This window comes from Rhizobium sp. AQ_MP (genome assembly GCF_014237835.1).
In the GTDB taxonomy this organism is placed as follows: Bacteria; Pseudomonadota; Alphaproteobacteria; order Rhizobiales; family Rhizobiaceae; genus Allorhizobium.
The window spans coordinates 53786-78370 of record NZ_JACJVI010000012.1 but is presented as its reverse complement, the minus strand read 5'-3'; the positions used below and the strand labels follow the sequence as shown (position 1 = coordinate 78370).

The 24585-nt window shown below is 59.8% G+C and carries 22 protein-coding genes; 6 read left to right on the top strand and 16 right to left on the bottom strand.

Annotated features, from left to right (window positions below):
- The first annotated feature begins 6 nt into the window (after positions 1-6).
- Positions 7-1041 (top strand): extracellular solute-binding protein, encoded by a 1035-nt coding sequence (locus H6M51_RS17245; protein ID WP_185811062.1) that lies wholly within the window; start codon positions 7-9, stop codon positions 1039-1041.
- Positions 1042-1090: 49 nt separating this feature from the next.
- On the opposite strand, the gene H6M51_RS17240 is transcribed toward H6M51_RS17245, so the two are convergent.
- The 5 genes from H6M51_RS17240 to H6M51_RS17220 all read right to left on the bottom strand — a co-directional run bounded on the left by H6M51_RS17240 (position 1091) and on the right by H6M51_RS17220 (position 6451).
- Positions 1091-2404 (bottom strand): TRAP transporter large permease, encoded by a 1314-nt coding sequence (locus H6M51_RS17240; RefSeq protein WP_185811061.1) that lies wholly within the window; start codon positions 2402-2404, stop codon positions 1091-1093.
- Positions 2391-2972 (bottom strand): TRAP transporter small permease subunit, encoded by a 582-nt coding sequence (locus H6M51_RS17235; RefSeq protein ID WP_348644518.1) that lies wholly within the window; start codon positions 2970-2972, stop codon positions 2391-2393. Before H6M51_RS17235 ends, H6M51_RS17240 begins: the two co-directional genes overlap by 14 nt.
- Positions 2973-2975: 3 nt before the next feature.
- Positions 2976-4049 carry a C4-dicarboxylate TRAP transporter substrate-binding protein gene (locus tag H6M51_RS17230; RefSeq protein ID WP_185811060.1) on the bottom strand — a complete coding sequence of 358 codons (1074 nt, stop codon included), beginning with the start codon at positions 4047-4049 and terminating at the stop codon, positions 2976-2978.
- Positions 4050-4454: 405 nt separating this feature from the next.
- Positions 4455-5630: a CaiB/BaiF CoA-transferase family protein gene (locus H6M51_RS17225; RefSeq protein WP_185811059.1), complete on the bottom strand. Its 1176-nt coding sequence runs from the start codon at positions 5628-5630 to the stop codon at positions 4455-4457.
- 2 nt (positions 5631-5632) lie between these two features.
- The gene (locus H6M51_RS17220) at positions 5633-6451 is read right to left on the bottom strand and encodes a citryl-CoA lyase (RefSeq protein WP_185811058.1); all 819 of its coding nucleotides are present in this window, start codon (positions 6449-6451) and stop codon (positions 5633-5635) included.
- Positions 6452-6695: 244 nt separating this feature from the next.
- On the opposite strand from H6M51_RS17220, the gene H6M51_RS17215 reads away from it, so the two are divergent.
- The 4 genes from H6M51_RS17215 to H6M51_RS17200 all read left to right on the top strand — a co-directional run bounded on the left by H6M51_RS17215 (position 6696) and on the right by H6M51_RS17200 (position 10343).
- The gene (locus tag H6M51_RS17215; protein WP_185811057.1) at positions 6696-7520 is read left to right on the top strand and encodes an IclR family transcriptional regulator C-terminal domain-containing protein; all 825 of its coding nucleotides are present in this window, start codon (positions 6696-6698) and stop codon (positions 7518-7520) included.
- Between the two features lie 37 nt (positions 7521-7557).
- Positions 7558-9036 (top strand): amidohydrolase family protein, encoded by a 1479-nt coding sequence (locus H6M51_RS17210; protein WP_185811056.1) that lies wholly within the window; start codon positions 7558-7560, stop codon positions 9034-9036.
- A gap of 78 nt (positions 9037-9114) precedes the next feature.
- Positions 9115-9975, top strand: coding sequence for an extradiol ring-cleavage dioxygenase (locus H6M51_RS17205; protein WP_185811055.1), 861 nt, complete (start codon positions 9115-9117; stop codon positions 9973-9975).
- Complete coding sequence (locus H6M51_RS17200) at positions 9972-10343, top strand: hypothetical protein (RefSeq protein ID WP_185811054.1); 372 nt, start codon at positions 9972-9974, stop codon at positions 10341-10343. The genes H6M51_RS17205 and H6M51_RS17200 overlap by 4 nt, the downstream gene beginning before the upstream one ends.
- A 188-nt stretch (positions 10344-10531) precedes the next feature.
- Here the strand turns inward: H6M51_RS17200 and H6M51_RS17195 are convergent, their stop codons facing one another.
- The 9 genes from H6M51_RS17195 to H6M51_RS17155 all read right to left on the bottom strand — a co-directional run bounded on the left by H6M51_RS17195 (position 10532) and on the right by H6M51_RS17155 (position 20730).
- Positions 10532-12166: an FGGY-family carbohydrate kinase gene (locus tag H6M51_RS17195; protein ID WP_185811053.1), complete on the bottom strand. Its 1635-nt coding sequence runs from the start codon at positions 12164-12166 to the stop codon at positions 10532-10534.
- Positions 12167-12208: 42 nt separating this feature from the next.
- Positions 12209-12910 (bottom strand): class II aldolase/adducin family protein, encoded by a 702-nt coding sequence (locus tag H6M51_RS17190; protein WP_185811052.1) that lies wholly within the window; start codon positions 12908-12910, stop codon positions 12209-12211.
- 25 nt (positions 12911-12935) lie between these two features.
- Positions 12936-14429 (bottom strand): carbohydrate kinase, encoded by a 1494-nt coding sequence (locus H6M51_RS17185; RefSeq protein WP_185811051.1) that lies wholly within the window; start codon positions 14427-14429, stop codon positions 12936-12938.
- Between the two features lie 18 nt (positions 14430-14447).
- Positions 14448-15092, bottom strand: coding sequence for a nucleoside/nucleotide kinase family protein (locus H6M51_RS17180; protein ID WP_185811050.1), 645 nt, complete (start codon positions 15090-15092; stop codon positions 14448-14450).
- A gap of 147 nt (positions 15093-15239) precedes the next feature.
- Positions 15240-16088 (bottom strand): sugar phosphate isomerase/epimerase, encoded by an 849-nt coding sequence (locus H6M51_RS17175; protein ID WP_185811049.1) that lies wholly within the window; start codon positions 16086-16088, stop codon positions 15240-15242.
- Positions 16089-16099: 11 nt separating this feature from the next.
- Positions 16100-17086, bottom strand: a complete 987-nt coding sequence (locus H6M51_RS17170) for an ABC transporter permease (RefSeq protein ID WP_185811048.1) — start codon at positions 17084-17086, stop codon at positions 16100-16102.
- Positions 17083-18114, bottom strand: a complete 1032-nt coding sequence (locus H6M51_RS17165; RefSeq protein WP_185811047.1) for an ABC transporter permease — start codon at positions 18112-18114, stop codon at positions 17083-17085. Before H6M51_RS17165 ends, H6M51_RS17170 begins: the two co-directional genes overlap by 4 nt.
- On the bottom strand, positions 18107-19621 hold the full coding sequence (locus tag H6M51_RS17160) for a sugar ABC transporter ATP-binding protein (protein WP_185811046.1): 1515 nt from the start codon (positions 19619-19621) through the stop codon (positions 18107-18109). The genes H6M51_RS17165 and H6M51_RS17160 overlap by 8 nt, the downstream gene beginning before the upstream one ends.
- A gap of 131 nt (positions 19622-19752) precedes the next feature.
- Positions 19753-20730, bottom strand: coding sequence for a substrate-binding domain-containing protein (locus H6M51_RS17155; RefSeq protein ID WP_185811045.1), 978 nt, complete (start codon positions 20728-20730; stop codon positions 19753-19755).
- A gap of 241 nt (positions 20731-20971) precedes the next feature.
- Between H6M51_RS17155 and H6M51_RS17150 the strand changes: the two genes are divergently transcribed.
- Positions 20972-22075 (top strand): LacI family DNA-binding transcriptional regulator, encoded by a 1104-nt coding sequence (locus tag H6M51_RS17150; protein WP_185811044.1) that lies wholly within the window; start codon positions 20972-20974, stop codon positions 22073-22075.
- A 237-nt stretch (positions 22076-22312) separates the two neighbouring features.
- On the opposite strand, the gene H6M51_RS17145 is transcribed toward H6M51_RS17150, so the two are convergent.
- Both H6M51_RS17145 and H6M51_RS17140 read right to left on the bottom strand, forming a co-directional pair.
- Positions 22313-23572 (bottom strand): glycerate kinase, encoded by a 1260-nt coding sequence (locus H6M51_RS17145; protein WP_185811043.1) that lies wholly within the window; start codon positions 23570-23572, stop codon positions 22313-22315.
- Positions 23569-24585, bottom strand: coding sequence for a LacI family DNA-binding transcriptional regulator (locus H6M51_RS17140; RefSeq protein WP_185811042.1), 1017 nt, complete (start codon positions 24583-24585; stop codon positions 23569-23571). Before H6M51_RS17140 ends, H6M51_RS17145 begins: the two co-directional genes overlap by 4 nt.

Below are 24585 nucleotides of genomic sequence, written 5' to 3'. Positions count from 1 at the left end.
AACAACATGAACAGTGCATCGAGACTGACGCTTGCAGCAAGCCTCCTGTTGACCACTGCAATCCCGGCCCTGGCCGAAGGACAGCTCAACATCTTCAATTTCGGCCTCTACACGCCGCCGGACCTGATCAAGAAGTTCGAAGAAAAATACGATGTGAAGGTCACCCTCACCGAATACGATTCCAACGAGACCGCAATTGCCAAGATCGAGGCTGGCGGTCACGGCTTCGACATCATCGTTCCCTCCGCCTCCGTGGTCCCGATCTACATCGAAAAGGGTCTCCTGCTGAAAAGCGAGCCCAACCAGATGGCGAATTTCAAGAACGTCAACCCCGAATGGGTCGACGTCGCCTGGGACAGCGGCCGCCACTACACCGTGCCGTGGGTTTGGGGTACCACCGGCGTCATGGTCAACACCAAGGTCTACAAGGGTGACATCAATACATCTGCTGTCATCTTCGACCCGCCCGAGGAACTGAAGGGCAAGATCAACGTCGTCCCCCAGATGAATGATGTCATCGACATGGCGATCACCTATGTCGGCGGCGAAGCCTGCACCACCGACAAGGAGATCCTGAAGGCTGCACGGGACAAGCTGATGGCCGCGAAACCCTATTGGGCTTCGATCGACTATGCGAGCTTTGAAAAGTTCATCAAGGAAGACCTGAATGCCTCGATCTTCTGGTCGGGTGCCGCGATGCGCATCCGCGCCGAAAATCCCGGCTTCGCTTACGGTTATCCTAAGGAAGGCTTCTCGATCTGGCAGGATAATGTCGCGATCCTCGCCGACGCGAAGAATGTCGAAAATGCGAAGCTCTTCCTGGACTTCATCATGGATCCAGAAAACGCCGCGATGATTTCCAACTATACACGTTATGGCAACGCGATTGTCGGTTCGGAGAAGTTCATGGATCCCGAACTGCCCAAGGCACCCGAAATGAACATTCCGGCCGAATTCAAGGATGCCGCCCATTTCCAGGTCACGTGCCCGCCTGACGTGCAGCAGATCTATGCCCGTATCTGGACTGATCTGACGAAGTGAGCCATTGGATCCGGCTGGGTTTCGAACCAGCCGGATCCGCAGCTTGCCGCTATAGGCGCGCGAGCCAAGTCGCGATCGACGGGAAGACCACGATCAGAGCGATCGACACCAGCATGGCCAACACGAAAGGCCAGGCTCCCCTGAAGATCTCGCCCACCTTAAGGTCTGGGTCATCCATGGCCGACTTGATGACATAGACCGATAGGCCAAATGGGGGCGTGAGCAATCCCACCTCGACCGCCACCACGGTCAACACGCCGAACCAGATCAGATCGAAACCAGCGGCCTCTGCGATCGGCAAGGCGATTGGTAACAGGATCAGCATGATGGAAATGGAATCGATCAGGCAGCCCAGCGCGATGATCAGTGCAAGATAGAGGAGAAGGAAACCATAGGGCCCGAGAGGGCTACCCAAAAACAGTTCGGCCAGTCCAGTCGGGACACCCGACAGAGCCAGCATGCGGCTGAAGAACGTCGCAGCGAGTATAAGAAACAGGACCGAGACGGTAATCTGGCCAGTTTCGACCAACAGTCGCCACAGGGTTCGACCGCCGAGGGATCGACGAAGAGCTGCGATCACAAGGGCCCCGAAAGCACCGGCTGCGCCCGCTTCCGTTGGGTTGAGGAATCCGCCATAGAGCCCGCCCAGCACTACCAAAATGAGGGAGACGATCGGGAGCGACTTCCTCGTCAGGTCCACTAGACTCAAGGGCGGAGCTTCCACCGAATCCGCGTGGCCATCAAACACAAAGTCTTTGCGGAAGCGCGCCAGAAGCATGATCGTGACGCAGAAGGCAAAGGCAAGCAACACGCCAGGGCCGAGGCCGGCAAGGAACATGCGCCCGACAGATTCTTCAGCGAGGACCGCATAGACAATCATCAGCAGGGAGGGCGGTATCAGCATACCGAGGACGGACGATCCCGCAACGACGCCGGTCGCGAACTTGCGCGTATAGCCGTGGCGGACCATTTCGGGGACTGCCACACGGCTGAAGACTGTTGCCGATGCAATCGAAATGCCAGTAATGGCTGCAAACACGGCGTTGGCGAACACCGTCGCCATGCCAAGGCCGGCCGAAATCCGCCCGAAGACATACTGGAATACGTCGAAGGTGTCCTTACCCACTCTCGACACTGTCACCAGCAGACCCATCAGCACGAAGAGTGGAACCACCGCGAACAGGTATTCCCGCAAACTGTCGTTTGCAACAGCGCCCATCATTCGCAGCGATACCCCTTCGCCGCGAATGGCTGCCACACCAACGAAGGAGACGGCAAGCATGCTAACCCCGATTGGCATGCCGAGATAGATGAGGACGAGAAGTGCCGCGATCGCCGCAGCGCCGATTTCAATCGGAGACATGTGACGGACCTCTCCAGTTGACCGATCTCGCTTCGGCGACCGCCTGTACGAGAAACTGGATTGATGAGACGGCAATGCCGATGAATATCAGGATGCGAAACGGATAGGTCGGAAGGGTGGCGATGCCTGTCACGCCTATGAACTCGCCGCTCTCGAAGTCCTTGACCAGAATGGACAAGCTTGCCCAGGCGATGGCGCCCAACACGCAAGAACCGACGAGATTGAACAGGCATGACAAGGCCGCGCCCGCTTTTGGATGGCGTTCACGAATGGGAATGTAAAACACTTCCGTACGCGCCAGACGATCAGCCCTGACGGTGGCAGGCAATTGCAGGCAGACGATCATCACCAGCAGCAATGCGCCCAGTTCCGACACGAGAGGCAGCGAAGAGCCCATCGCGTTTCGGGCGAGTATGTCTGTGCAGATAATGACCATCAGGACGCCGATGAGGATGGTCCCCAGCACGGCGAGGCCATCTACGAAGGTCAACCACAGCCGGGCTGACCTGCCCGGAGCAGGCGACGGGCTTCGCGCCTGCCCCGCAGCGTGTTCGATATCATGAGCCACGTTTCACTCGCCCCAGTTTCGCATGGGAGTCTCGCCGCGATCGCGAAGTCCCTGCATGTAGGCCTTGAGGAATTCGCTCGCCGGATGCCCCTTGGCATCCAGATCTGCGGCCCACTCGCCGGCGATATCAGGCAGCTTGTCAACCCAGGCCTTTCGTTGTTCGTCGCTCATCTTGACGATGGTCACGGGCGGGTTCTGGGTGGCACCCAGTTCCACCATCTTGTTCATCGCGATTTCGTGGCGCTCCAGCAAATCCTTGCCATGCGCTTCGGTATAGTACTTGCCGGCCTCGACCATCGCTTGCTGGACTTCTTCGGGCAGGCCGTCCCAGCTGTCTCGATTGATGGCCACAGCGCCGGAGAAGGCGACGCCCGCGTCGAACCGGTTGATATAGGGCGCAACCTCATAAAGCTTAGCCGGCAACGCACCCAGAGCCAGGGAAAGAACGCCGTCCGAGATCCCGGTCTGGATATCGGTGTAGAAACTCGTCAGCGAGCCATCGACCGCATTGGCTCCCGTGCCGCGCAGCCAGGTTCCGAGCACGCCCGGAGCCGACAACTTCATACCGTTGATGTCGTCTATCCCCTGCAGCGGTTTCTTTGTGTAGATGTCGTACATGTCGGTGCCGGTGAGACCGAGAACCTTGAGATTGTACTGCTCCCACTCTTTGCGAAACGCTTCGTTGTTCTCCAGAAGATCTTGCATGACTTCCAGTTGAAGCGGGGGGTTGACCGTGGCAAAAGGCGCATAGCTCGATGCCTGGCTGAGCGGCAGTTTCGCGGGCTCAAGGAACGAAAACACCCAGCCGATATCGGTGATACCCTGCTCGACGGATGTCAGCGTGGCATTGGCCTTGTAAAGCTGCCCGCCGAATGCCTCGTTCCACTCGATTTTGTAGTTGCCGCTCTTCGCGAGGATTTCATCGGTCCGTGCCATGAAATGCGTTTTCATCATGCCGACCCACGGAATGACCGTCGGATGACTCGATGCTATCGTCAGATTGATAGTCTCTTGCGCCGTCGCTGCGCCCGGCAAGGCAATCATGCCCGCCGTGAAAAGTCCGAATAGAATACGCATTGGTCTCCTCCCAAAGTTTTGCGTTCAAACTCCTGAAAACATGTGGCTCGACTCATGGAGCCGGACCGTCGCCGTTGCTTCGATGATCGTCCAAGGTCTGATGCGGTAGTTGCTTGCATCGGCTTTCTGCCTTGGCTCTTGTTCTGGTACTGGAATTGCCCCCTCACGAGGTGCCTCAGGTACAGTGACGAGGCCCGCGTCCTCCGATTTTCTGGCACACCAGCCGCGGCATCGACAAAGCTGCGACACGTATTCCGCGCCTATCCAGCCCCACTGGAATCCGAGGTGCTCTTCCATCACCGCAGTGACCGGAGTCGGGCGTTCACCCTCGTGGTGAAGATGGCGGACAGTTGCATCGCAGCATGGCCAAAAACGGCTGAGCTCGACCCCATCAGCCGTTGCGTTTCATCCTCCCTTGTCCTCGCTCTTCGCCGATCCGGTCCGCTTGAGGCGCGTCAGTTCCTCGCGAATTTCCGTGCCATGCTGATCAAGCGTCGGCGGTGGCAGCATGTCGAATTCCGGCTCACCGTCGAAGCTGTAGGGCGCCCTGATTGTGGTCGAGTGGCCCAGCTCCGGATGGGCGATGGGCACTGCCAGTCTCAAATGTCGGGCTTGCGGATCTTCAAGTGCTTCATCGGCGTCGTATGCCGGAGAATGCGGCACTTCCTGCGTCAGCAGACGTTCGCACCAGACGTCGCGGCTCTCCGTCTTGAAGACCGGCGTGAGGATCTCGATTAGATCGTCCTGGTGCTTGATTCGCTGCAGGCGTTCACTGAAGCGCGGATCAGACGCCAGAGCCTGCTGCCCCGTCGCTTCGAGAAGGCCTTCCCAGAACTTGGGCGGAGACGACAGGTGGATTGCAATCCATTTTCCGTCCTTGCATTCGAAGGTATAGCTCTGCGAGACGACCGGACGGGACAGCGGCCCCATGACCTCACCAACAGCGTAGTAATGGGTGAAGCTGTCGAGATTGAAGTGGGTCATTGCCTCCAGCATCGAGATGTCGAGCCGCCGCCCCCTGCCGGTCCGAGACCGTTCAAGCAAGGCTGCCATGATCCCCATGGCGGCGTACTGGCCGGTGATCGCGTCGGCAATGGCCGGGCCTATGACACGCGGGTTGGTCGGCGGAGTGACGAGGCGCAAGAAACCGCTGGCCGCCTGAGCAACAGTATCGAATGCCGGGCGGTCGCGTGAGGGACCACTCTGGCCAAAGCCGGATATCGCGCAGTAGATCAGCTGTGAATTGACCTGCCGCAGATCGTCTTCACCGCAGCCCAACTTTTCCGCAACGCCTGGCCGGAAATTCTGAATGAACACATCGGCTGTCGCGATCAAATCCCGAAAGATCGCGAGATCCTCCGTTTTCGTCGTGTCCAGGGCAATCGAACGTTTGTTGCGGTTGTATGTCTGGTAATGCGGCGAATAGAGGCCACCCTTGAACGCGCGAAATGGATCACCCGTTTCCGGGCGTTCCACCTTGATGACGTCCGCTCCCAGATCGGCCAGATGCATGCTCGCAGCGGGACCGGTAATGTAGGTTCCGAGCTCGACGACGCGGATGTCCTTCAAAAGCTTCACCATCGTTACTGTCCTTCCGCGTCGGCAGGGTTCTTGTCCAACGGTGGCCCATCGTAGGAAATTGCGAGGTCGGCGTGATGGGACATGATGAAACCAATGGAGCGCAGGGACTCCTCGTATAGGTGCGCTGCAAGACCGGCCGTGCGGGCGAGAAGCGGTACGGCCTTCAGCGCCTCAAGTGGCCATCCAGCGTCGAGCATCACCGCCGGAATGGCGCCGGAGACATTGATCGGAAGCGGACGCTCCATAATTGCAGGTGCGTGTTTGGCGAGTGTGCGCAGCGTCTCCACATGGCGGCCACTGATGCCAAGCGAATCAGCGAGATCGAGCAGCCGATTTGCTCTCGGATCCCCAGCACTATGCTGAGGGTGCCCTAAACCAGGGACTTTCTTGCGGGACGATTTCAGGTCTTTGAGGCTCGCGGTGATCGCGTCTTCAAGACCTGTTGCGCCTGCATCCGCATGATCAATCACGGCTGCGAGATACCGCCCCGCCGCCTCAGAACTGCCCGCAACCACGCTGCCCATGCCAAGCAAGCCTGCAGCAACGGCTCCCTGCCATGCCTCCGGTCCAGCCGCGAGAGTCATCCGGGCAGCCTGAACGCTGGGCACAAGCCCATGTTCGGCGATCGCCACCAGGCACGCATCAAGAATGGCACGCTGGGCCTCCGTCGGGCGGTGCCCGATGACGAGAAACCAGAAATAGTCGGTGAAGCCGATCTGCCCAATCAACTCGGTGCAAAGATCCAATCCGCGCACATTGATCGAATCCGCATCCGACGTCGCAATGGCGGTGCTGGCGTTATCTTGCTTTCCTATTCGCATTACGACCCTCGTTTTCGCTGTGCGAAATTATTTCCTCTTGCCGAAAACGTTAGCACTATTTATCTTGCCGTCAAGTCGCCAGCTCGGATCGGGCACGGGCCCGGCATCCGGAGCACGCAGACCAGGGGTTTAAGGGATTGCCGATGGATAGGCGAAATCGCGCCAACTGCACAAACGTCGACAGGGCGCACGTCATCAGTCGTGCGCTGTTGGTCAAACACCCGTATGAACGGAGGTGATCAACATGCAGGAGACCGCGATCATGTTTACCGAGGATGGAGAGCGACCAGCAGAATTCGTGGAGGCTCTGGCGAAGGGAATTGCAATTCTCGAAAGCTTTGACGCCTCTCATCCGGAGATGACGCTGAGCGAGGTCGCAAAGCGCGTCGGTCTGTCGCCTGCTGCCGCGCGCAGGAGCCTGCTCACGCTGCAGGCGCTCGGTTATGTCGAACAGACTGGCAAGCGCTTCCACCTGCGACCCAAGATCATGACGCTCGGATCCGCCTTTTACTTCTCGGCCCGTATCGAGGAAGTGCTGCAACCGGACCTTAGAGAACTGGTGGAAAAGTTCGGCGACGCCTCATCTGCCGGCACTCTCGACGGAGAGGATGTCATCTACGTCGCCCATGTATCGGTCCAGAGAGCCCGCCGGGCGGCCGCGGTGATGGGTGCGCGATATCCCGCTTTTGCGACGTCCCTGGGGCGTGTCCTGCTTGCCGGGCTGACAGACGAGGCACTGGAGCGCTACCTCAGCAAGGTTCGTCTGACGGCCCTCACATCAAGAACGATTACCGACGTCGAAATACTCAAGCGAGAGATCCTTGTCGTTCGCGAGAAGGGCTATGCGACAACCGTAGACCAACTGGATTACGGCATTACGGCTCTCGCAGTTCCAATCCGCGATATGGAGGGGCGCACGATCGCCGCGCTGAATACGTCCGGCTACACCGGCATCGTGACGCCGGAAACGCTTGTAGCCGAGCGCTTGCCGGCACTGCGACAGGCGGCATCCCACATTGCTCACGCCATAACACGCTATCCGGTCCTGCAATCGATCATAGGGACCTGACGACAAAAGAACGCATCACGGCCAGGGAGGAAGAGCCATGTGCAGACTGTGTAAGAGTGATACCCGATCGCCCTGCCCCACGCGCTTCGAAGCGAGCGCAGTGGAGAGCAATTCGAGATCTGCAGCAGCGCAGGCCGCGGCGGCGGCAAGCTTGCCAAAGGGGATCGGGGAGTCTGGCCGCAAGACGCTGATCAAAGGCGGCGTGATTCTGTCCATGGACGACCAGGTGGGCAATTTCGAAAGCGGCGATATTCTGCTCGAGGGCTCCAAGATCATTGCGGTTGGACCGTCTCTTTCCGCTGACGGCGCAGCCGTGATTGGCGCTCAGGGCAAGATCGTCATGCCGGGCTTTGTCGATACCCACCATCATCAGTTCGAGACTGCGCTCAGAGGTCATCTCGCCAACGGCATCCTGATCAATGACGGTCGACCGGAATCACGCTCGAACTACTACGAGATCATTCTGCAGAAGTTCTCGATGGTCTACCGGCCAGACGACATCTACATCAACGAACTCTTCGGATCGCTGTCGCAGCTCGATGCCGGCGTGACAACAGTGATGGACGTCAGTCAAATTCATCATTCGCCGGAGCATTCGGATGCGGCCGTCGAAGGCCTGCGGGATGCCGGCCGCCGGTCAGTCCTCGGGTACTTCGAGGGATGGGGCGAAAAATCAGTCTATCCTTCGGACGCAAAGCGGATCCATCAGACGCATTTTTCATCAGATGACCAGCTGTTGACCATGGTCATGGGGGGAGAGATCTATATCCCCGGATATGAAGACGCCTGGCGTATCGGCCGGGAACTGGGAATCCCGATCGCGCTCCATGTCGTGGGCACCTTCGGCATGCAACCCACCTTCGATGAACTGGGTGCCCGGGGGATGTTCGGTCCGGACAATATCTTCATCCACATGACGGGGATGTCCGAACAGGGCTGGAGATATGCTGCCGATGCGGGTGCGCACGTATCCCTGTCAGTGCCGATCGAGATGCAGATGCGTCACGGGACGCCGCCGTTGCAGACCTCGATCGATCTGGGAATGAGCATATCGCTTTCGACCGACGTCGAATGCACCATGACGGCCGACTTCTTCACGCAGATGCGCAGCTTCGTCACGCTGCAGCGCATGGAGGCGAATGCCAAGGCCCTTGCAGGTCAGGAGTATCCCCGGCTTGCTACCGCCACCGACGCCCTTCGCACCGCCACGATCGGCGGCGCGCAAGGCCTTAAGCTGGATCACAAAATCGGATCGCTAACGCCCGGCAAGGAGGCCGACATCATCCTGCTGAGTGCAGATGCCCTGAACGTTGCGCCGCTCAACAATGCCGCGGGCGCGGTGGTCACCTTGATGGAGCGGTCCAACGTCGAGGCTGTCCTGGTCGCCGGCAGGGTGAAGAAGTGGGACGGGCAGCTGCTTGGTTTCGACATCGACCGGCTGCGGCGCGAAATCGAGAAGAGCCGTGACTACCTCTTCGAGGCGGCCGGCATCCATCGCGATCTTTTTGCCGACTGAGTGAGGATGCCGGCCCGGAACACTCCGCCGGCAATGCGACAGGCGCGGCAGAGCCGCCAAAATTGAGGGAGAAGTACTTTGGCCAAACTAGTTGCGACGCTTGCGTCGACCCATCACCCCTTCTACCTGAAAGCGACCACGGCACCGCCGGAGCAGCAAATGCCTCAGGCGCCAGAATGGAAGAGGAAAATCGAAGCCTATCGGGAAACGCTGGCACGAACCAAGCCTGACATTCTCGTCATGATCGGTTCAGACCACTTTCACCAGATTTTTCTGGACAACTGCCCACAGTTCCTGATCGGCAAAGCACCTCGCTATGATGCGACATTCTATAATGAAGAACGCGAATTCGGCATTCCCAAATATGTCCTCGAAGGCAACGAGGACATGTCGCGCTTCATGCACCAATCACTGATGGACCAGAATTTCGATTTTGCCTTTTCCAACGAACTCAAGATCGATCATTCGATCATCTGCCCAATCATCACGGTTCGTCCCCAGAACGATCTTCCGGTCGTACCCATCTACACCAACATCTTCGCCCCACCACTCCATTCTCCCCGACGGTTCTATGATCTGGGACGGGCAATCCGCAAAGCGATCGATGACTATCCTTCCGACAAACGTGTCGCGGCAATCGGCACGGGTCACCTCTCCCTCGAACTCGGCGGCCCGCGCCAATTCATGGAAACGGGACCGGACCCGGTATTCGACCGACAGGCGATCGAGTGGCTGCGCGCCGGCGACATTGATTCCATCCTCGCCAATGTGACGCACAAAAGCATGGAGCAAAGCGGCAATGCGACCCATGGCTTCCTCAATTTCATCCTGATGCTGGGCATAGCCGGTCCTGAAGGCGCCGACTACGTCGACAACCTGGACCTCTTCCACACGATGGAAGCCTATTTCACCTGGTATCCGAAGGAGCAGGCGGCATGAGCAAGTATTACGTCAACAAGTTCCTCTATACGGTGGATCGAGATCCGGAATACCTGAAGCGGTATATCGAGGATCCGAAAAGCTTCGTTGCGACGTGGGAACAATCGATCGGCCCGAAGCTGCTTGGCAACGATGTGGAAGCGTCGACCGTTCACGCCCTGACGGATGAGGAGCGGTCCGCCTTGGTCAACCACGATTTTGTCGCCCTGTTCGAAATGGGCGCGCATTTCTTTCTCAACCTGACTTTGTTCATCGGGATCTACGACGAGCCTTATTTCAACAAATCCGGCCCGCTTGCCTTTCAACGCGAATTTGCCGCAAAACTGCAGCATTGGCGCGACCGCGCCTATCCCTCGGTGGAAACCTGACAACCGGCTGATGCTGGCGTGTCATTGCTGCCTTGATATCGCCGGCATGATTGCACGGAGATCCGTGCCGAGCGGCCTGATATGCGGGTATCAGGCCGCTCGGCATGCTCTCGACTGACAAACGATCCTAAGACTCTTGGCTGGCATTGATCGTCCCATGTCGGCGGCGACCCGGTACATCCGGCCAATCAGACCGATCGCAGTTTCCTCGCGGTATCCTGCAGGTGCAGGAATGCGCCGTACCGTCGCTCATGTGCCTGAGCGACATCCGCCCCGGCCGGATGGTAAACCGTGGCCACTGCACAGAGCTTTTCCATCGCATGGCGCATGTCCGGGAAGGCCCCCGCCGCCACACTGGCGAGGATGGCGGAGCCGAGCAATACAGGCTCGTCGGCAGCGGTCGCAACCAGCTGCTTACCGCAGGCATCGGCAAGGAGCTGGCGCACCAGCGGGCTTGCACCCGCACCGCCGCTGATCACCACCCGCTCGACGGAGGCACCGGACTTTGCCTGTGTCTCAATGATCTGGCGTAATCCATAGCCAATGCCGCAGAGCCCGGCGATGTAGAGCGCAATCAGACTGTCGAAGTCGCGCTCCATACCAAGCCCGGCAATGACGGCGCGCGCATGCGGATCGGCAAATGGCGCTCGATTGCCAAGGAATTCCGGCACGACGTGCAGGCCAGCCGCCAGGTCGATGGCCTTCGAGACATTCGTGACCTTCTCTTCTGCATGCTCAGCCATGAAAGCGGGGAGGGACTTGCCCGCGGCCTTTGCCCGCAAGGTCGCCTCGGCGGCAGCGGGATGGAAGGAGAGGAGCTGATCTATCGCCGCGCCTGCGGCACTCTGGCCGCCTTCGTTCAACCACATGCCGGGCACCATGGCCGAGTAATAGGGTCCCCAGACGCCCGGCACAAAGATGGGATCTGCAGTCGAGGTCATGGTACAGGACGAGGTGCCGAAGACGTAAGCCAGGTTCTCGGCGGGCTTGCCGCCGATACCGACAGTGCCAATCCCGCCGGCATGGGCATCGATCATCCCAGCTGCGACAGCAGTCCCCGGATTCAGCCCCATGGCTTCAGCCGCCTCTTTCGTCAGCCCCTGCCCCAGGCGGGTGCCGGGCTCAACGATATCAGTGCCGATGCGGGCAAAGCCCTCGTCGGCCAGTTCTTCGAGGCCGATCTTCCTGAAATAGTTGTCATCCCAGCGCGCCTCATGGGCGAGATAGGTCCATTTGCAGGTGACGGTGCAGGTCGAGCGGGCGAGATCGCCGGTCGATTTCCAGGTCAGGAAATCGGCGAGATCGAAGAACTGCCAGGTGGCCTTGAATGTCGTCGGGCGGTTTTCCTTCAGCCACAGGATCTTCGGCGTCTCCATCTCCGGGGAGATGCGCCCGCCGACATAACGCAGAACGTCGTGCCCGATTGCGTTGATGCGCTCGGCCTGGGCAAGGGCGCGATGGTCCATCCAGACGATGATGTCACGCTCCGCCTCTTCCGAGGGGCCGACGGCGAGCGGCTTGCCGCCCGCGCCCAGCACCACCAGCGAGCAGGTTGCGTCGAAGCCGAGCCCGACCACCTGCTCGGGCAACACGCCGGCTTCCTGCACCGCTTCACGGATAATCGCGCAGACGGCGTGCCAGATCTCGGTGCTTGACTGCTCGACGATCGAGCCCGCCTCGCGATAGAGCGTGATGTCGCGCTTGGCGACCGACAGCATCCGGCCATTGAGGTCGAAAAGACCGGCACGCGCGCTGCCCGTTCCGACGTCGACGCCGATGACGTAACGTCTGGTCTTCTCATCCACGTCCATGGTGGAGGTCATGATGGTCACCTCTAATGCTTGCAAAGCTGGATGGTCATGGGCTCACGCGCGTGGCCGCGCCACATCGTTGGATCCTTCCGCCTCTGGTCCAAGACCGTAGCTCATACGCTTCATCTGGCCGATTACCCGCTCCATTTCCTCATCGGACAGGATTGGCGGTTCACCCAGGGTCAGGACCTGAACATACATGCGCGACAGGGTCTCGATCTCGATTGCGAGCCATAGTGCCTGTTCGAGATCCCGACCCAGCGAGATCTGTCCATGCTGGCCAAGCAGGCAGGCGAGCCGCCCTTGCAGTGCCTTCAAGGCATGATCCGACAGGGCTTGCGTTCCGAAGGTCGCATAGTCTGCGCATCGAACCGTGGTTCCACCGGCAACGCCGACCATGTAGTGGAAGGCCGGTATGGTCTTGTGATGGCAGGCAAGGGTTGTCGCATACATCGAATGACAATGCAGAACGACATTGATGTCCGAACGGTTTTTCAGGATGTCGCGATGAAACCGCCATTCAGAGGAGGGACGGCGTCCGGCATAGGTGCCATCGAAGTCCATCTCCACGAGGTCTTCGGGTGTCATCACGTCATAGGGCAGCGAAGAGGGCGTGATCAGAAAACCGTCCGGCGTTCGCACAGAGAGGTTGCCGGCTGTTCCCTGATTGATGCCGCTAGCGTTCATCCGGCGACATATCTCGACCATCTTCCTGCGCAGATCCTGCTTGGTCTGGTCGGTCTTGCTCTGGCTCATGTCATGTCCTTTCTGGAACTGCTCATCACCGGCGGGCGTCCTCGCGCCAGCGTCGATGATAGGCTTGGAAAAGCTCCGCCGACTCCGTGATCGGTTCGGCCGTCTGTAGATGCAGGCTCTCGGCCGCAAGCGAGGTCGCGTGGGATGCAAGCAGGGCCGCTCCGGTCGCCACGCCATAGGTATCGAGATTGATCAGCGTCTCGCCTCCACGCCGGAGTGTGCTGACGAGCCGCGCAAACAGCGGATCCCGGAGATAGCTGCCGTCCAGAACAACAGTATCCCTCACCTTCAGCGCATCAAGGCATTCGACTGCCAACTGCGCGACATAGATGAGGCCGAGTGCGCGGCGCTCACGCGTGCCCGTCAACGCGGGTCCTGTCACGTGACCGCGCCCGGCGCTTCCGGGGAAGAAGCCATCTCCATCCCCAAAACTGGGCATAGCCATGGTCCCGCGCGTCATCACGTTCAGCACAGTCTCGATGTCGACGGGTCCGTGGCCATCCTCTCCGGCAACATGGGCAAACTCCCGCCCGCCCATCACCAGAGCGCCAGCGATCGGACGACCATAAACATCGCTATTGATGGTCATCCCGGCATGCTCGTTGAGATCGTCGAGTGGCGTTTGCCCACTCATGCCGACGATCCAGGTCCCGGTGGACAATATGGCGGCGTCGGCGCGGCCAGCGGCCTGGTAGCGGTAGAGATTTGCGCTGCTGTCATGAATACCGGCCAGAACGGTGAGGTTTTCGGGCAGACCGAAGCGGTCGACCAGCGGACGGCGAAGACGACCCAGGTTCGTCCAGGCTGGCACAATATCAGGCAGAAGGTGACCCCATCCACGAAGCCCGACGATCGGCGCGGGCCTGTCATCAGGCGTGTTCCAGAGATGGGACTGGGCCCCGAGGCTCGTGCGCTCCGAGACGGCATGACCTGTCAGCCACCAGGCCCAGTATTGCGGCAGGTTCAGGAACCATCGCGCTTCCCTGAACTTGGCCGGTTCAGCCATTTCCATCCATAGAAGCTGGCGCGCCTGATGGGTCGCCCCATGCATGATGGCACTGCCTCGATCGTGGAAGGAGCCCGCAAGGGGAGGATAGGCCTCAGCGACGTCAGCCGGCAACGGCTGCTCGTAATCAATCATCGGCAGAGCCGTCCCGTCGCCTTCAGCGGGGTCGGATCCAACCAGGACCCCGCCGGAGCCATGGGCGGTCGTGACAAAGGTCGAGATCGGGAAATCCCGAGCAAGACTACGAAGGCCATCGAGAACCCAGCCACCCAGAAGAGAAAGATTGTGATGTCGCCAGGGCGGCCCCGGGCGAACTGGGTTTTCGACGGCAAGAGTTTGGAGAACCTCGCCATGGGCGGTCAAAGCACTGAGCTTGACATTGGTCTTGCCGACATCGAGGACGCAGACTCCCTGATTTCTCGCACTATCGGCCCCGGACACTCTCTCGACCTGCCGACCGACTGGAAAACCCTTTGCTGTCTGCGGGGTCGATATCCTTCTCGGCTCGGTCATTGCTCACCCTTCCTCGCTTCAGTTGATCAGCACGAGGTCGGGCTTGGCACTCAATCTGGCGATGGCGATCCCGTTTGGGAGATCGTTTTCCTCCACCTTGAAGCGGATGTCTTCGTCGCTCAGCCCAAAGCCGCGCCAACGCGCCTCAAGCCTCTGGCGCAAGGTATCCGGCGTCACCTCGATGAAGACGGTGGCGTCGAAGATGGGCTTCAGGCGATCCCATGGAGGCTGGCTGAGCAGAAGATAGTTTCCCTCGCAGATGATGATGCTGGTCTCATTTGAGATCAGCCGCGCACCGGCTCTGGCGATCTCGATGGCACGATCAAAGACCGGCACGGCAATCATGTCTTCACGATTGTCCTTCAGCCTTTGAAGCATGTGGCTCAAACCATAGACATCGAATGTGTCGGGGGCCCCCTTGTGGGCACGTCTGCCGATCGCATCGAGGACCTGATCGTCATAGTGATAGCCATCCATGGGAAAGACAGCGGCAAGACCAGGCGCGTCTGTATTGATCCTCTCGACGGTGGCCTCGGCAATCGTCGATTTGCCAGACCCTGGAGCACCGGCGACCGCGATCAGAACACGCTGACCCAATGCTTCCCGGTAACGTGCATACGCCAGCTCGGCGAGCCTCTGCGAATGGTCTGTGATGGCTGCCATCGTCTATAAACCTCCTCCCTTCGATCAAGCCTTGCACCAGGTGCTTGGTTCAGAAGCGACCTTAGGCCATGCCGAACGGTGTCTGATACCCGGGGATGCGACTGGACCGGCCTTATCCGATTTCCGGACGAAGCAGGCCCGCACGTTTCAGATCAGACCGTATTGTTCGGCCTTGTTGCGCAGGAATGGCAGGCCCTTGCCCATGACCTCCTCCATGTCGCGGGCAACCGGTCGCCAGACAGCAAGACCATACGCGACTTCAGGAGGCATGTTGATGAAGCTTTCCATGGCAAGCCCCCCCTTGAAGCCGATTGCGGCCAGTGTCGCGTAGATTTCGTCCCAGGGAATATTGCCGTAGCCGGGGGTGCCGCGATCACTTTCGGAGAGATGGATGTATTTCAGGTGGTCTCGGGCAATCAGAATGCCGTTGGCCGCACCCTTTTCTTCGATGTTCATGTGATAGGTGTCGAGATGGACGAAGATGTTGTCGGCACCGACCCGCTCCACGACATCGACCGCCTGCTGGGCGGAATTGACGAGATGGTTTTCGTAGCGGTTAACCGCTTCGACGCCAAGCTGAATACCGTGTTGCTTGGCGTGTTTGGCGGCGGCTTCGAGCACGCGGGTGATGTTGTCATATTCGGCCTGTGTCGGTGGCACGCCGGTTCGCTCGCCGATGCCACCATAGATGACGCCGGATAGCGCTTCACCCCGCATTTCCGCAGTTTTTTCAATGGCGACCTTCAGGTGTTCGATCGCAGCCTCGGGTCGTACAGAGGCCCAGGCATGTTCGGGCAAGCCGAGTGAGCAAACCGCACGCATCTCATGTTTTTCAAGCAGGTCGCGCGTGTGCTTGGCGTCGACGGCGGGTGCATTCAACAACGCGATCTCGATGAAATCCATCTTGTAGTGGGCGGCGCCAGTGATCGCCTTTTCCGCGCCGGCCCTGTCCCAGTTCATGGTCCACATGCTTGTGTGAACGCCAAAGCCTTGCATGGGTTTACTCCTTATCTGATCTTTTTGATGAATTTGACCGAAGCCCAGCGCAACACCATCACGGTGACGAGCAGGAGACCCCAGACTGCGGTTGCGAGATGCTGGTTGGCGCCCATGAGGTTCAGGCCGGACGACAAGAGCTGCAGGACGACCAGGGCCACAAAGACGGGAACGACGCGGCCGAAGCCGCCGAATGGATTGATCCCGCCGAGGAAGCAGGCGAGGACGGTGATCAGCAGATAGGATTCGCCGTGGCCGACCCTGACCGAGTTGAAGCGGGCCAGCATGATGATCCCGGCGATCGCGGCGATCGCCCCCGAGAGCACATAGACGAGGACCAGAACCTTGCGCGTGTTGATGCCGGAATAGCGGGCCGATTCCATGTTCGAACCGATCATGTAGGTGGCAAAGCCGAGACGGCTGCGCGACAGGAGCACATGAACGGCAAAGACCGCGACGATCAGGATGAGCAGCGGGACAGGGATACCGAAGAGATCGCCATGACCGATCGGGGCAACGAACTCCGGAAAGCCGGAAATGTCCCCGCCCCTGGTCAGAAATTCGCCAAGCCCGCGCAAAAAGATCATCATCGACAGGGAGACGAGGATGGGATGAGCGCGGGTGAAGGCAATGACCAGCCCCATGACCAATCCGCTCGTCGCACCGACGGCGATTGCAAGGAGCGAGCCGAGGGCAAAGACCATAAGGCTCGCATCGGCGCCGCCATTGATCGTCAACACCCAGGCCAGGGTCAGACCGGCGATGTTGGCGGTAAAGGTGATGGCGAGATTGAGCCCTCCTGTCAGGATCGGCAGGAGCATGGCGAGCGTCAGGATACCCAGTTCAGGCAGCTGAAAGGCCACGGATCCAAAGGTGGCGCTCGTGAAGAACTGCGGCGAGGCAAGGCCGAAGATCACAACGACGATCAATAGCGCGGCGAGCGGACCTGCCATGTCTGCGCCGAAGATCGCATTGAAACGAGAAACGAGGCGGTTCATCGGTGCGCTCCCTTATCTGGGTCTGCGTCAGGCGAAGTCTTGTCCTTTCGAGCGGTCGCAAAGAGGCCGTCAAAGCGCATGCTGGACAGCGTGATGGCGACGAGGATGATCGCGCCGACAATCATCTTGAATGCGAAGGGTGAGACACCGAGAAGATTGAGGCCGTTCTGAGTGATCGATACCAGCAGCACACCGAGCACACAGCCGAGCACCGAACCCTTGCCACCACCGAGGCGGGCACCCCCGAGGACCACGGCGGCAAGCACGTCGAGTTCGCGTCCGTAGAGGGCGTTCGGCACCACCTCCTGGGCGTAATGGGCTTGCATCAGGCCGGCAATCCCGGCCATCAGCCCGAGCCAGCCAAAGGCGATATACTGCATGGCGCCGATGTTGATCCCGAAACGCCTCGCGCCTTCGGGATTGTCCCCGAATGCATAGAGCTGGCGGCCGGTGGTCGTGCGGGTGACGAAAAACCAGGTGGCGAATACACAGACCGCCATGACGACAACCGGCAGCGTGATCTCAGCCCAGCTGCCATCGGCCATTTCCCGCTCATAGACGATGACGCGGGTCGTCAACCAGTCGGGCAGGTTGTAGATCGATACGCCCTTGGTGAAGAACATCAACAGTCCGAAATAGATGTTGAAGGTCGAGATCGTCGCGACAATCGAAATGATGTTGAAGCGATGGATCAGGAAGGCGTTGATCAGGCCGAGCGCGATGCCGAAGAAGGAGGCGATCAGAAGGCCAGATATCCAGTCTCCGCCACCAAGCTGGGCCAGAGCAAGGGCCGTGGCATATTGGACGACGGAGGCCGCGACGGCAAAGGAGATGTCGATGCCGCCGGCAATCAGCACAACAAGAAGACCGACGGCGAAGATGATGTTGACCGCACTGATATTGAGCAGGTCAAACGCATTGCCAAGCGTGAAGAAGCGGTCGGTGAGGAGCGACAGCGCCAGACTGATGGCCGCAATCACAAGGATCAGCACCAGTTCGGTCGGGTGGGACACGAGAAGCTTACGCATAAACAGCCGCCTCCATCTCAGAAAGCGTGGTCAGGCGCGGGTCGAAGCTTGCACGGATGTGGCCCTTTTCCATTTTCAACACCCGGTCGGCGTTGAAATAGACCTCGGGCACCTCGTCGGAAATCAGGATGATCGCAAGGCCCTGATCGGCAAGGCGCGCAACGATCTCGAATATGCCGGCTCGCGCACCGACATCAACGCCGACCGTCGGAGCATCCAGGATCAGCACCCTCGGATCGGTTGCAAGCCATTTGGCAATGGCAACACGCTGTTGATTGCCACCCGATAGGGTTGAGATTGGATCTTCCGCCATCCCGATCTTGACACCGAGGTCAGCGATCCAGCGCGACACCAGACTGCTTTTCTTGTCCGGTGCGATGAGCCCGCCTCGCAGGATGCGATCAAGTGAGGCCATGACAAGATTGTCTGCGATCGACTGGGGCTGGTTCAGCCCGAGGGCCAGTCGGTCCTCTGACAGATAGGCGATACCGGCCGCAATGGCCTGCCTGTTGGATGAAAAGGCAACTTCCCGCCCATCAAGACGAATGACCCCTCTGTCGGGTTTACGCATGCCAAACAACGTGAGCGCAAGCTCGGTACGGCCGGAACCAAGAAGGCCTGTGATCCCGAGCGTTTCACCGCGCCGCAGTTCCAGGTTGATATCAGAGAACTCACCGTCACGGCTCAAACCTTCGACCGACAGAACCACGGGAGCATCCTCGAAGGCGCGTGCCCTGATGGCCTGATCGAAGGTCCGGCCGGTCATCAACTCGGTCACCTTCGATTGAGTCATGCCCTCGACCGGATAGACGCCGACAAGCTTTCCATCACGCAGAACGGTGATGCGCGAGGAGATTTCCAGAACTTCTGCGAGCCGATGGCTGACAAAGACGACAGCCACGCCGGAGGAAGACAGGGTGCGGACGATATCAAGAAGATAATCGGTTTCCGATTGAGTGAGCGAAGCCGTCGGCTCGTCCATGAAAACGATACGCGCTTCGCCGACCAGCGCACGAGCGATCGCCACGATCTGACGCTGGGCAATGGCGTAGTCCTTTAAGGGACGATCGACATCCAGGGTGACGCCAAGCCTGGCGAGCGCTTTCTCGGCGATCTCCCGGATCCGTTCGTAGCGGACGAGCCTGGGCTTCGCGCCCGTAAGGGTCTGGAAGGCAATGTTTTCGGCGACCGTCATTTCCGGGAAAAGGGCAAGGTCTTGCCAGATCACCTGGATGCCGAGTGCCTGAGCCTTGGCCGGGCTCATCTGGGCAATCGTCTCGCCGTCGAATTCGATCTCTGCTCCAGGCGCAGGCCGATAGACGCCCGTGATCACCTTGATGAGCGTGCTCTTGCCGCATCCGTTCTCGCCGGCGAGACAATGGACTTCGCCTGGCATGACCTGGAAATCGACATCTCTCAGGGCCTTCACACCGCCAAATGTCATGTTGATGGCGCGCAGCGAAAGAAGCGGCCGGGCCGCAGCGCCCTGCTCCGTTGCGATTGTCATGGCTGGCCTGTCTAATCTTGCTTTACTGGGATGTGCGGTGTCCGGTTCAGGAGAACCGGACACCGGTGATCAGCGAAGGTTCGGGAGCGTGAGGGGATACGCTCCCGAAACCGGGGAGGCCTTTCGCTGGATCAGAGCCCCATGGCCGCGAGTTCGTCGACCGTATCCTTGTTGATGGCGAGCAGCTGGTCGACGATGATGTCGTTGCCGACGGGCTTGATCACACCAAGTCCCGGAATGTCGTCGCCTTCCTTGACGCTCTCGCCCTTGATGAGGCGATCCGCCATGGTCACAAAGACCTCACCGGCCTGTTTCGGATTCCACATGAAGCCACCCGTGATCGCGTCGGCCTTGATCAGCTTCTGGCCCTGGCCCGGCGAGAAAGGACCGATGACGAAGATCTCGCCCGTCTTGCGCCGCTCCTCGACGGCACGACCAGCCCCGATCGGACCCTGGCTGCCGAAGGCGAGGAAGCCCTTGAGCTCAGGATGGGCGGCAATGAGGTCCAGTGCAGTCGAACGGCTCTTGTCAACATCTTCGGCAACGCCATAGCGGTCGCCGACCAGCTTCATGTCGGGATAGTTCTGCTTCAGATATTCAATGGCCGCATCCGCCCAGGCATTGTGCAGAGGGACGGTCAGGGAACCGACATAGACGGCATATTCGCCCTTGCCGCCCATTTTCTCGGCCAGCAGCTTAGCGTGAGCCTCACCGAAGCCGGTGGAGGATGCGAGTTCGAAGTTCCAGTCCGCCCCCTTCTGAGACGGGGATTCATGGGTGACGACCTTGATGCCAGCGGCTTGCGCCTTTTCAAGCACGGGCTCAAGGACCTTGGCATCGTTCGGAACGACGCCGATAACCTTGACGCCCTGTGCGATCATGTCCTCGATCGCGCGGACCTGAAGCGCAGGGTCGGCACTGGTCGGGCCAACCATGAAGGCATCGAGCCCGAGCTTTTCACCCTGCGCCTTGATGCCGGCTTCCATGGCATTGAACCACGGAATGCCGCCGATCTTCACAACGACACCGACCTTGTCAGCGGCACTGGCAATGGTTGCGACACCAAGCGAAAGCGATGCGGCAAGCGCCGCCACAATAAGCTTTTTCATGTTTTCTCCTCCTCAACAGACCGTTGACGCGAACGATCTCGACCGAGCACCTGCCCGGTCCTCCCGTGTTTCCTCTGAAGCCCCGGAAAACCGCGACCTTCCATCCGCCTCCTCCGGCGGACCATCCTGCACAATCGATGTTTCTTTTTTGCACAATCGATGGTGCAATGACTATCTTGCAATGCTAGACTTTCGTCAAGAGGGGATTTTTTCTAAACGATATCGGTCAGGAGAATCTGGAATGACTGAGTTCGGAAAAAAGAAGGCGACGATCTACGACCTGTCTGTCTTGTCGGGATGTTCGCCTTCAACGGTGAGTGCCGTGTTGAACGGCAGCTGGCGCAAGCGCCGGATCAAGGAGGCAACTGCCCTTCTGATCCAGGGCCTGGCCGACGAACACGACTATACGGCAAATCTCCAGGCCCGAGGCTTGCGCTCCTCTCGTTCCGGGCTGGTGGGACTGCTTCTTCCAGTGCATGACAACCGGTATTTTTCCTCGATGGCGCAGACATTCGAGGCCGAGGTCAGAAGCAGAGGCCAATGCCCGATCGTCGTCAGTGCCTGCCGCGACCCTCACGAAGAACGCCAGATCGTTGAGACCCTCATTTCCTACTCCATCGACGAGCTCTTTATCGCCGGCGCAACAGACCCGGACGGGGTGCATGAGGTCTGCGTCAAGGCTGGCCTGAGGCACATCAACATCGATCTGCCCGGCACAAAGGCGCCATCGGTGATCTCAGACAATTTCGAAGGCGCACGCATGCTGACGCGTGCAATCATCGAGCGCGCCATGGAAGAGGACAGGCTCGATCCCGATGAGGTCTATCTCTTCGGCGGCCGTGACGATCATGCGAGCCGCGAGCGTATCCGGGGCTTTCGCGACATCAAGAACACCCTGCTCAAGAGCGACAACGAAACCTGCATCCAGCCGACGGGCTATTCACCAGGTATGACGGCACGGGCATTCGAGACCTTCTACGAAAGCCACGGCAAGCTGCCGCGCTGCTTCTTCGTCAACTCTTCGATCAACCTTGAAGGTCTGATCCGCTTCCTTGGCCAGCATCCGCACGAGACCTTCGCCGACATCATCGTCGGCTGTTACGACTATGACCCCTTCGGCTCCTTCCTCCCGTTCCCGGTCTACATGATCCGTCAGGACAGCGAGGCGATGATATCGGAAGGCTTCAAGATCCTGGAAACACCCCGCCCTCCCGCCCTGACGCACCTCGTCCGTCCCCTGCTCGTCCAGCCGCGAACAGCTCTGACCGGCCCGCTCGATGCCCTCAAAGATGTGGACAGCGCTCCAGAGCCGAGTGCGCGAAGGCACAAGCAGCCGGGCGAATAGATCCCGTGCCAGGCTCGCTCATATCGGCCTGCTTCCGTCAAGCAAGCCGCCGAATCGGCTACGCTTCGGCTCGCGTGGCCTTTGCGACGCAGCTCTCCATCGGCATCGAAACCGCCAATGAACCGAGCCTCGCCGAGGCCGGTAAACGCCATAACTTGTGGCATGACATGATTGCCCTAAATCTCGCGCGAAAGCGCTAGAACTCGCCGCATGCGGCGTAAGCTCAATTTCACGGAGCTACGGAAGTATCAGGATGGCGCGAAAGTCGTTCACGTTTGTGAGTGTCGGTCCCGTGACGACTTGCGTGTTTATCGACCCGAAGAAGGAATGAGCATCGTTGTTATCGAGGGCGGCCTGTGGATCGACATTGGCTCCGAGTGCTCTCTTCAAAGTCTCTGGTCCGATCATGGCACCGGCGACTTCGGCAGCGCCATCGACGCCGTCCGTATCGCAGGCCAGGCCGTAAATGCCTTCGGCCCCATCGAGCTTCAGTGCAAGTGCGAGGCAGAACTCGGCATTTGGACCGCCGATACCGTCACCTCTTCGGGTGACGGTCAGCTCTCCGCCGGACAGAAGAAGGATTGGCGCATCGGCTGGTTTCATTCCTGACTTTACGATGAGGGCCTCTTTCGCCTGCGCTGCCGCAACCTCACGCGCCTCGCCTTCGAGTGCATCGCCTAGCAGACGCACCTCACAGCCGGCCTCTCTTGCGAGCGCTGCCGCCGCCTCCAGTGACTGGCGCGGCGCGGCATAAATGACGTTTCGGGTGCCTGCCAAGCGGGGATCAAAGGGCTTTACCACGCCGGAACCACGGGAGAGGGCCTCACGGACGGATGGGGGCACATCGACCCTCCACTGCTCTATCACGGCGAGGGCTTCCTCTGGCGTCGAGGGGTCGCCCACAGTCGGCCCTGATCCGATAAATGCCGGATCGTCTCCGGGCACATCCGAAATGATCAGCGCCAACAGTTGTGCAGGCCAGGCCGCGGCGGCCAGTTGTCCGCCCTTGGCCCGGCTCAGATGCTTTCGGACCGTATTCATCCGGTCGATCGGCGCACCGGAGGCGAGAAGCGCCTGATTGACCGCTTGCTTTTCAACGAGCGAGACGCCCGCTACCGGCTGGACCAACAATGCTGAAGCACCGCCAGAGATCAGCGCGAGGATGAAATCACCCTCGCCTGCCGTTTCGACCAGTGACAGCATGCGGGCCGTCGCCTCAAGACCGGCCTCATCCGGAACCGGGTGCGCCGCCTCGACGATCTCGATCCCCTGGCAAGGCCGGGCATAGCCATAGCGGGTGATGACGAGGCCTTCGCAGGGACCCCAGGCCGCCTCGACGGCCTCGGCCATGCGGGCGCTCGCCTTGCCGGCGCCGATGACAATCAGGCGGCCTTTGGGCTTCTCCGGCAGGAAATCCTTGAGCGAGCGCATGGGATCGGCAACTTCAACGGCCCGGTCAAACAGGCGTCGAAGGAAGAGCTCCGGCTGATCGATCATGGGACATCCCTCACGCCGCTGGTGTCGCGGATCACCAGCTCCACAGACGTGAGCGTCTCCGGCTCAGGGCGTTTGCCCTCCTCCAGCCAGGCCAGAATGGTTGCGGCGATGCTCCGACCAAATTCGGCGATGCCACAATGGACGGTGGAAAGCGCCGGGAAGACCTGGCTGCATTCCTCGATATCGTCGAAGCCGACCATGCGAAAATCCTGCCCGACATTGCGCTCCAGCTTGGCAAAGCCTGAGAGCATGCCGAGTGCCACGAGATCGTTGAAACAGATGGCAGCATCAATTTCCGGATGAGTGCGTGTCAATTCCTCGGCTGCCTCGCGACCGAAGCTGCGGCTTGCGCGGCCCAGCAGGACAAATGGTTCCATGCCGCACTCGGCCAGCGCGTCGAAATATCCTGTCATGCGCTCGCGCGTAACGGCGCGGTCTGCAAGGCCACCGACAAAGGCGATGCGGCGAGGAGAAAAGGAAAGGATATGCCGGGCAGCAAGCAGACTGCCCTGCCGATAGTCGGGGGCGGCGAAGGGGAATTGTTGGACACGAGGATCGACCTTGCGGAGCACCTGCATGGTCGGAATTCCGCCGCGCGCGATGGCATCGAATGTGCCGCCTTCGTCGCCATAGGCGGGGGACAGGACCAGCGCAGAGACGCCGTGTTCGATCATCGCGCCGACAACCTGAGCCTGGACGGCCGGGTCCTCATCGGTGTTTGCGACAACCGTCGCATAGCCGCGCGCAGACAGGGCCATCTGCAGCGAGGTTGCGAATTCCGTGAAGAACGGGTTGCGGAGATCGTTGATGACGAGGCCGATTAGGCCAACATTCGAAGATCGCAGGTTCGCGGCAGCGCGGTTATAGACATAGCCGACCTTGTCCATGGCCTCGCGGACCAGGCGGCGGGTCTCCTCCTTGACCAGCGGACTGTTCTGCAGGACGAGGCTGACGGTGGATTTGGAAATCCCTGCCACGCGTGCCACATCGATGATCGTCGGCCGCCGTTCCAT

Bases quoted from the DNA above. Each gene is read 5' to 3' on its own strand.
- H6M51_RS17180 (WP_185811050.1), bottom strand. From the start codon at position 15,092: ATGGCAGCCATCACAGACCATTCGCAGAGGCTCGCCGAGCTGGCGTAT.
- H6M51_RS17195 (WP_185811053.1), bottom strand. From the start codon at position 12,166: ATGACCTCCACCATGGACGTGGATGAGAAGACCAGACGTTACGTCATC.
- H6M51_RS17170 (WP_185811048.1), bottom strand. From the start codon at position 17,086: ATGAACCGCCTCGTTTCTCGTTTCAATGCGATCTTCGGCGCAGACATG.
- H6M51_RS17175 (WP_185811049.1), bottom strand. From the start codon at position 16,088: ATGCAAGGCTTTGGCGTTCACACAAGCATGTGGACCATGAACTGGGAC.
- H6M51_RS17185 (WP_185811051.1), bottom strand. From the start codon at position 14,429: ATGACCGAGCCGAGAAGGATATCGACCCCGCAGACAGCAAAGGGTTTT.
- H6M51_RS17155 (WP_185811045.1), bottom strand. From the start codon at position 20,730: ATGAAAAAGCTTATTGTGGCGGCGCTTGCCGCATCGCTTTCGCTTGGT.
- H6M51_RS17210 (WP_185811056.1), top strand. From the start codon at position 7,558: ATGTGCAGACTGTGTAAGAGTGATACCCGATCGCCCTGCCCCACGCGC.
- H6M51_RS17220 (WP_185811058.1), bottom strand. From the start codon at position 6,451: ATGCGAATAGGAAAGCAAGATAACGCCAGCACCGCCATTGCGACGTCG.
- H6M51_RS17240 (WP_185811061.1), bottom strand. From the start codon at position 2,404: ATGTCTCCGATTGAAATCGGCGCTGCGGCGATCGCGGCACTTCTCGTC.
- H6M51_RS17190 (WP_185811052.1), bottom strand. From the start codon at position 12,910: ATGAGCCAGAGCAAGACCGACCAGACCAAGCAGGATCTGCGCAGGAAG.
- H6M51_RS17230 (WP_185811060.1), bottom strand. From the start codon at position 4,049: ATGCGTATTCTATTCGGACTTTTCACGGCGGGCATGATTGCCTTGCCG.
- H6M51_RS17215 (WP_185811057.1), top strand. From the start codon at position 6,696: ATGCAGGAGACCGCGATCATGTTTACCGAGGATGGAGAGCGACCAGCA.
- H6M51_RS17150 (WP_185811044.1), top strand. From the start codon at position 20,972: ATGACTGAGTTCGGAAAAAAGAAGGCGACGATCTACGACCTGTCTGTC.
- H6M51_RS17140 (WP_185811042.1), bottom strand. From the start codon at position 24,585: ATGGAACGGCGGCCGACGATCATCGATGTGGCACGCGTGGCAGGGATT.
- H6M51_RS17165 (WP_185811047.1), bottom strand. From the start codon at position 18,114: ATGCGTAAGCTTCTCGTGTCCCACCCGACCGAACTGGTGCTGATCCTT.
- H6M51_RS17245 (WP_185811062.1), top strand. From the start codon at position 7: ATGAACAGTGCATCGAGACTGACGCTTGCAGCAAGCCTCCTGTTGACC.
- H6M51_RS17225 (WP_185811059.1), bottom strand. From the start codon at position 5,630: ATGGTGAAGCTTTTGAAGGACATCCGCGTCGTCGAGCTCGGAACCTAC.
- H6M51_RS17160 (WP_185811046.1), bottom strand. From the start codon at position 19,621: ATGACAATCGCAACGGAGCAGGGCGCTGCGGCCCGGCCGCTTCTTTCG.
- H6M51_RS17145 (WP_185811043.1), bottom strand. From the start codon at position 23,572: ATGATCGATCAGCCGGAGCTCTTCCTTCGACGCCTGTTTGACCGGGCC.
- H6M51_RS17200 (WP_185811054.1), top strand. From the start codon at position 9,972: ATGAGCAAGTATTACGTCAACAAGTTCCTCTATACGGTGGATCGAGAT.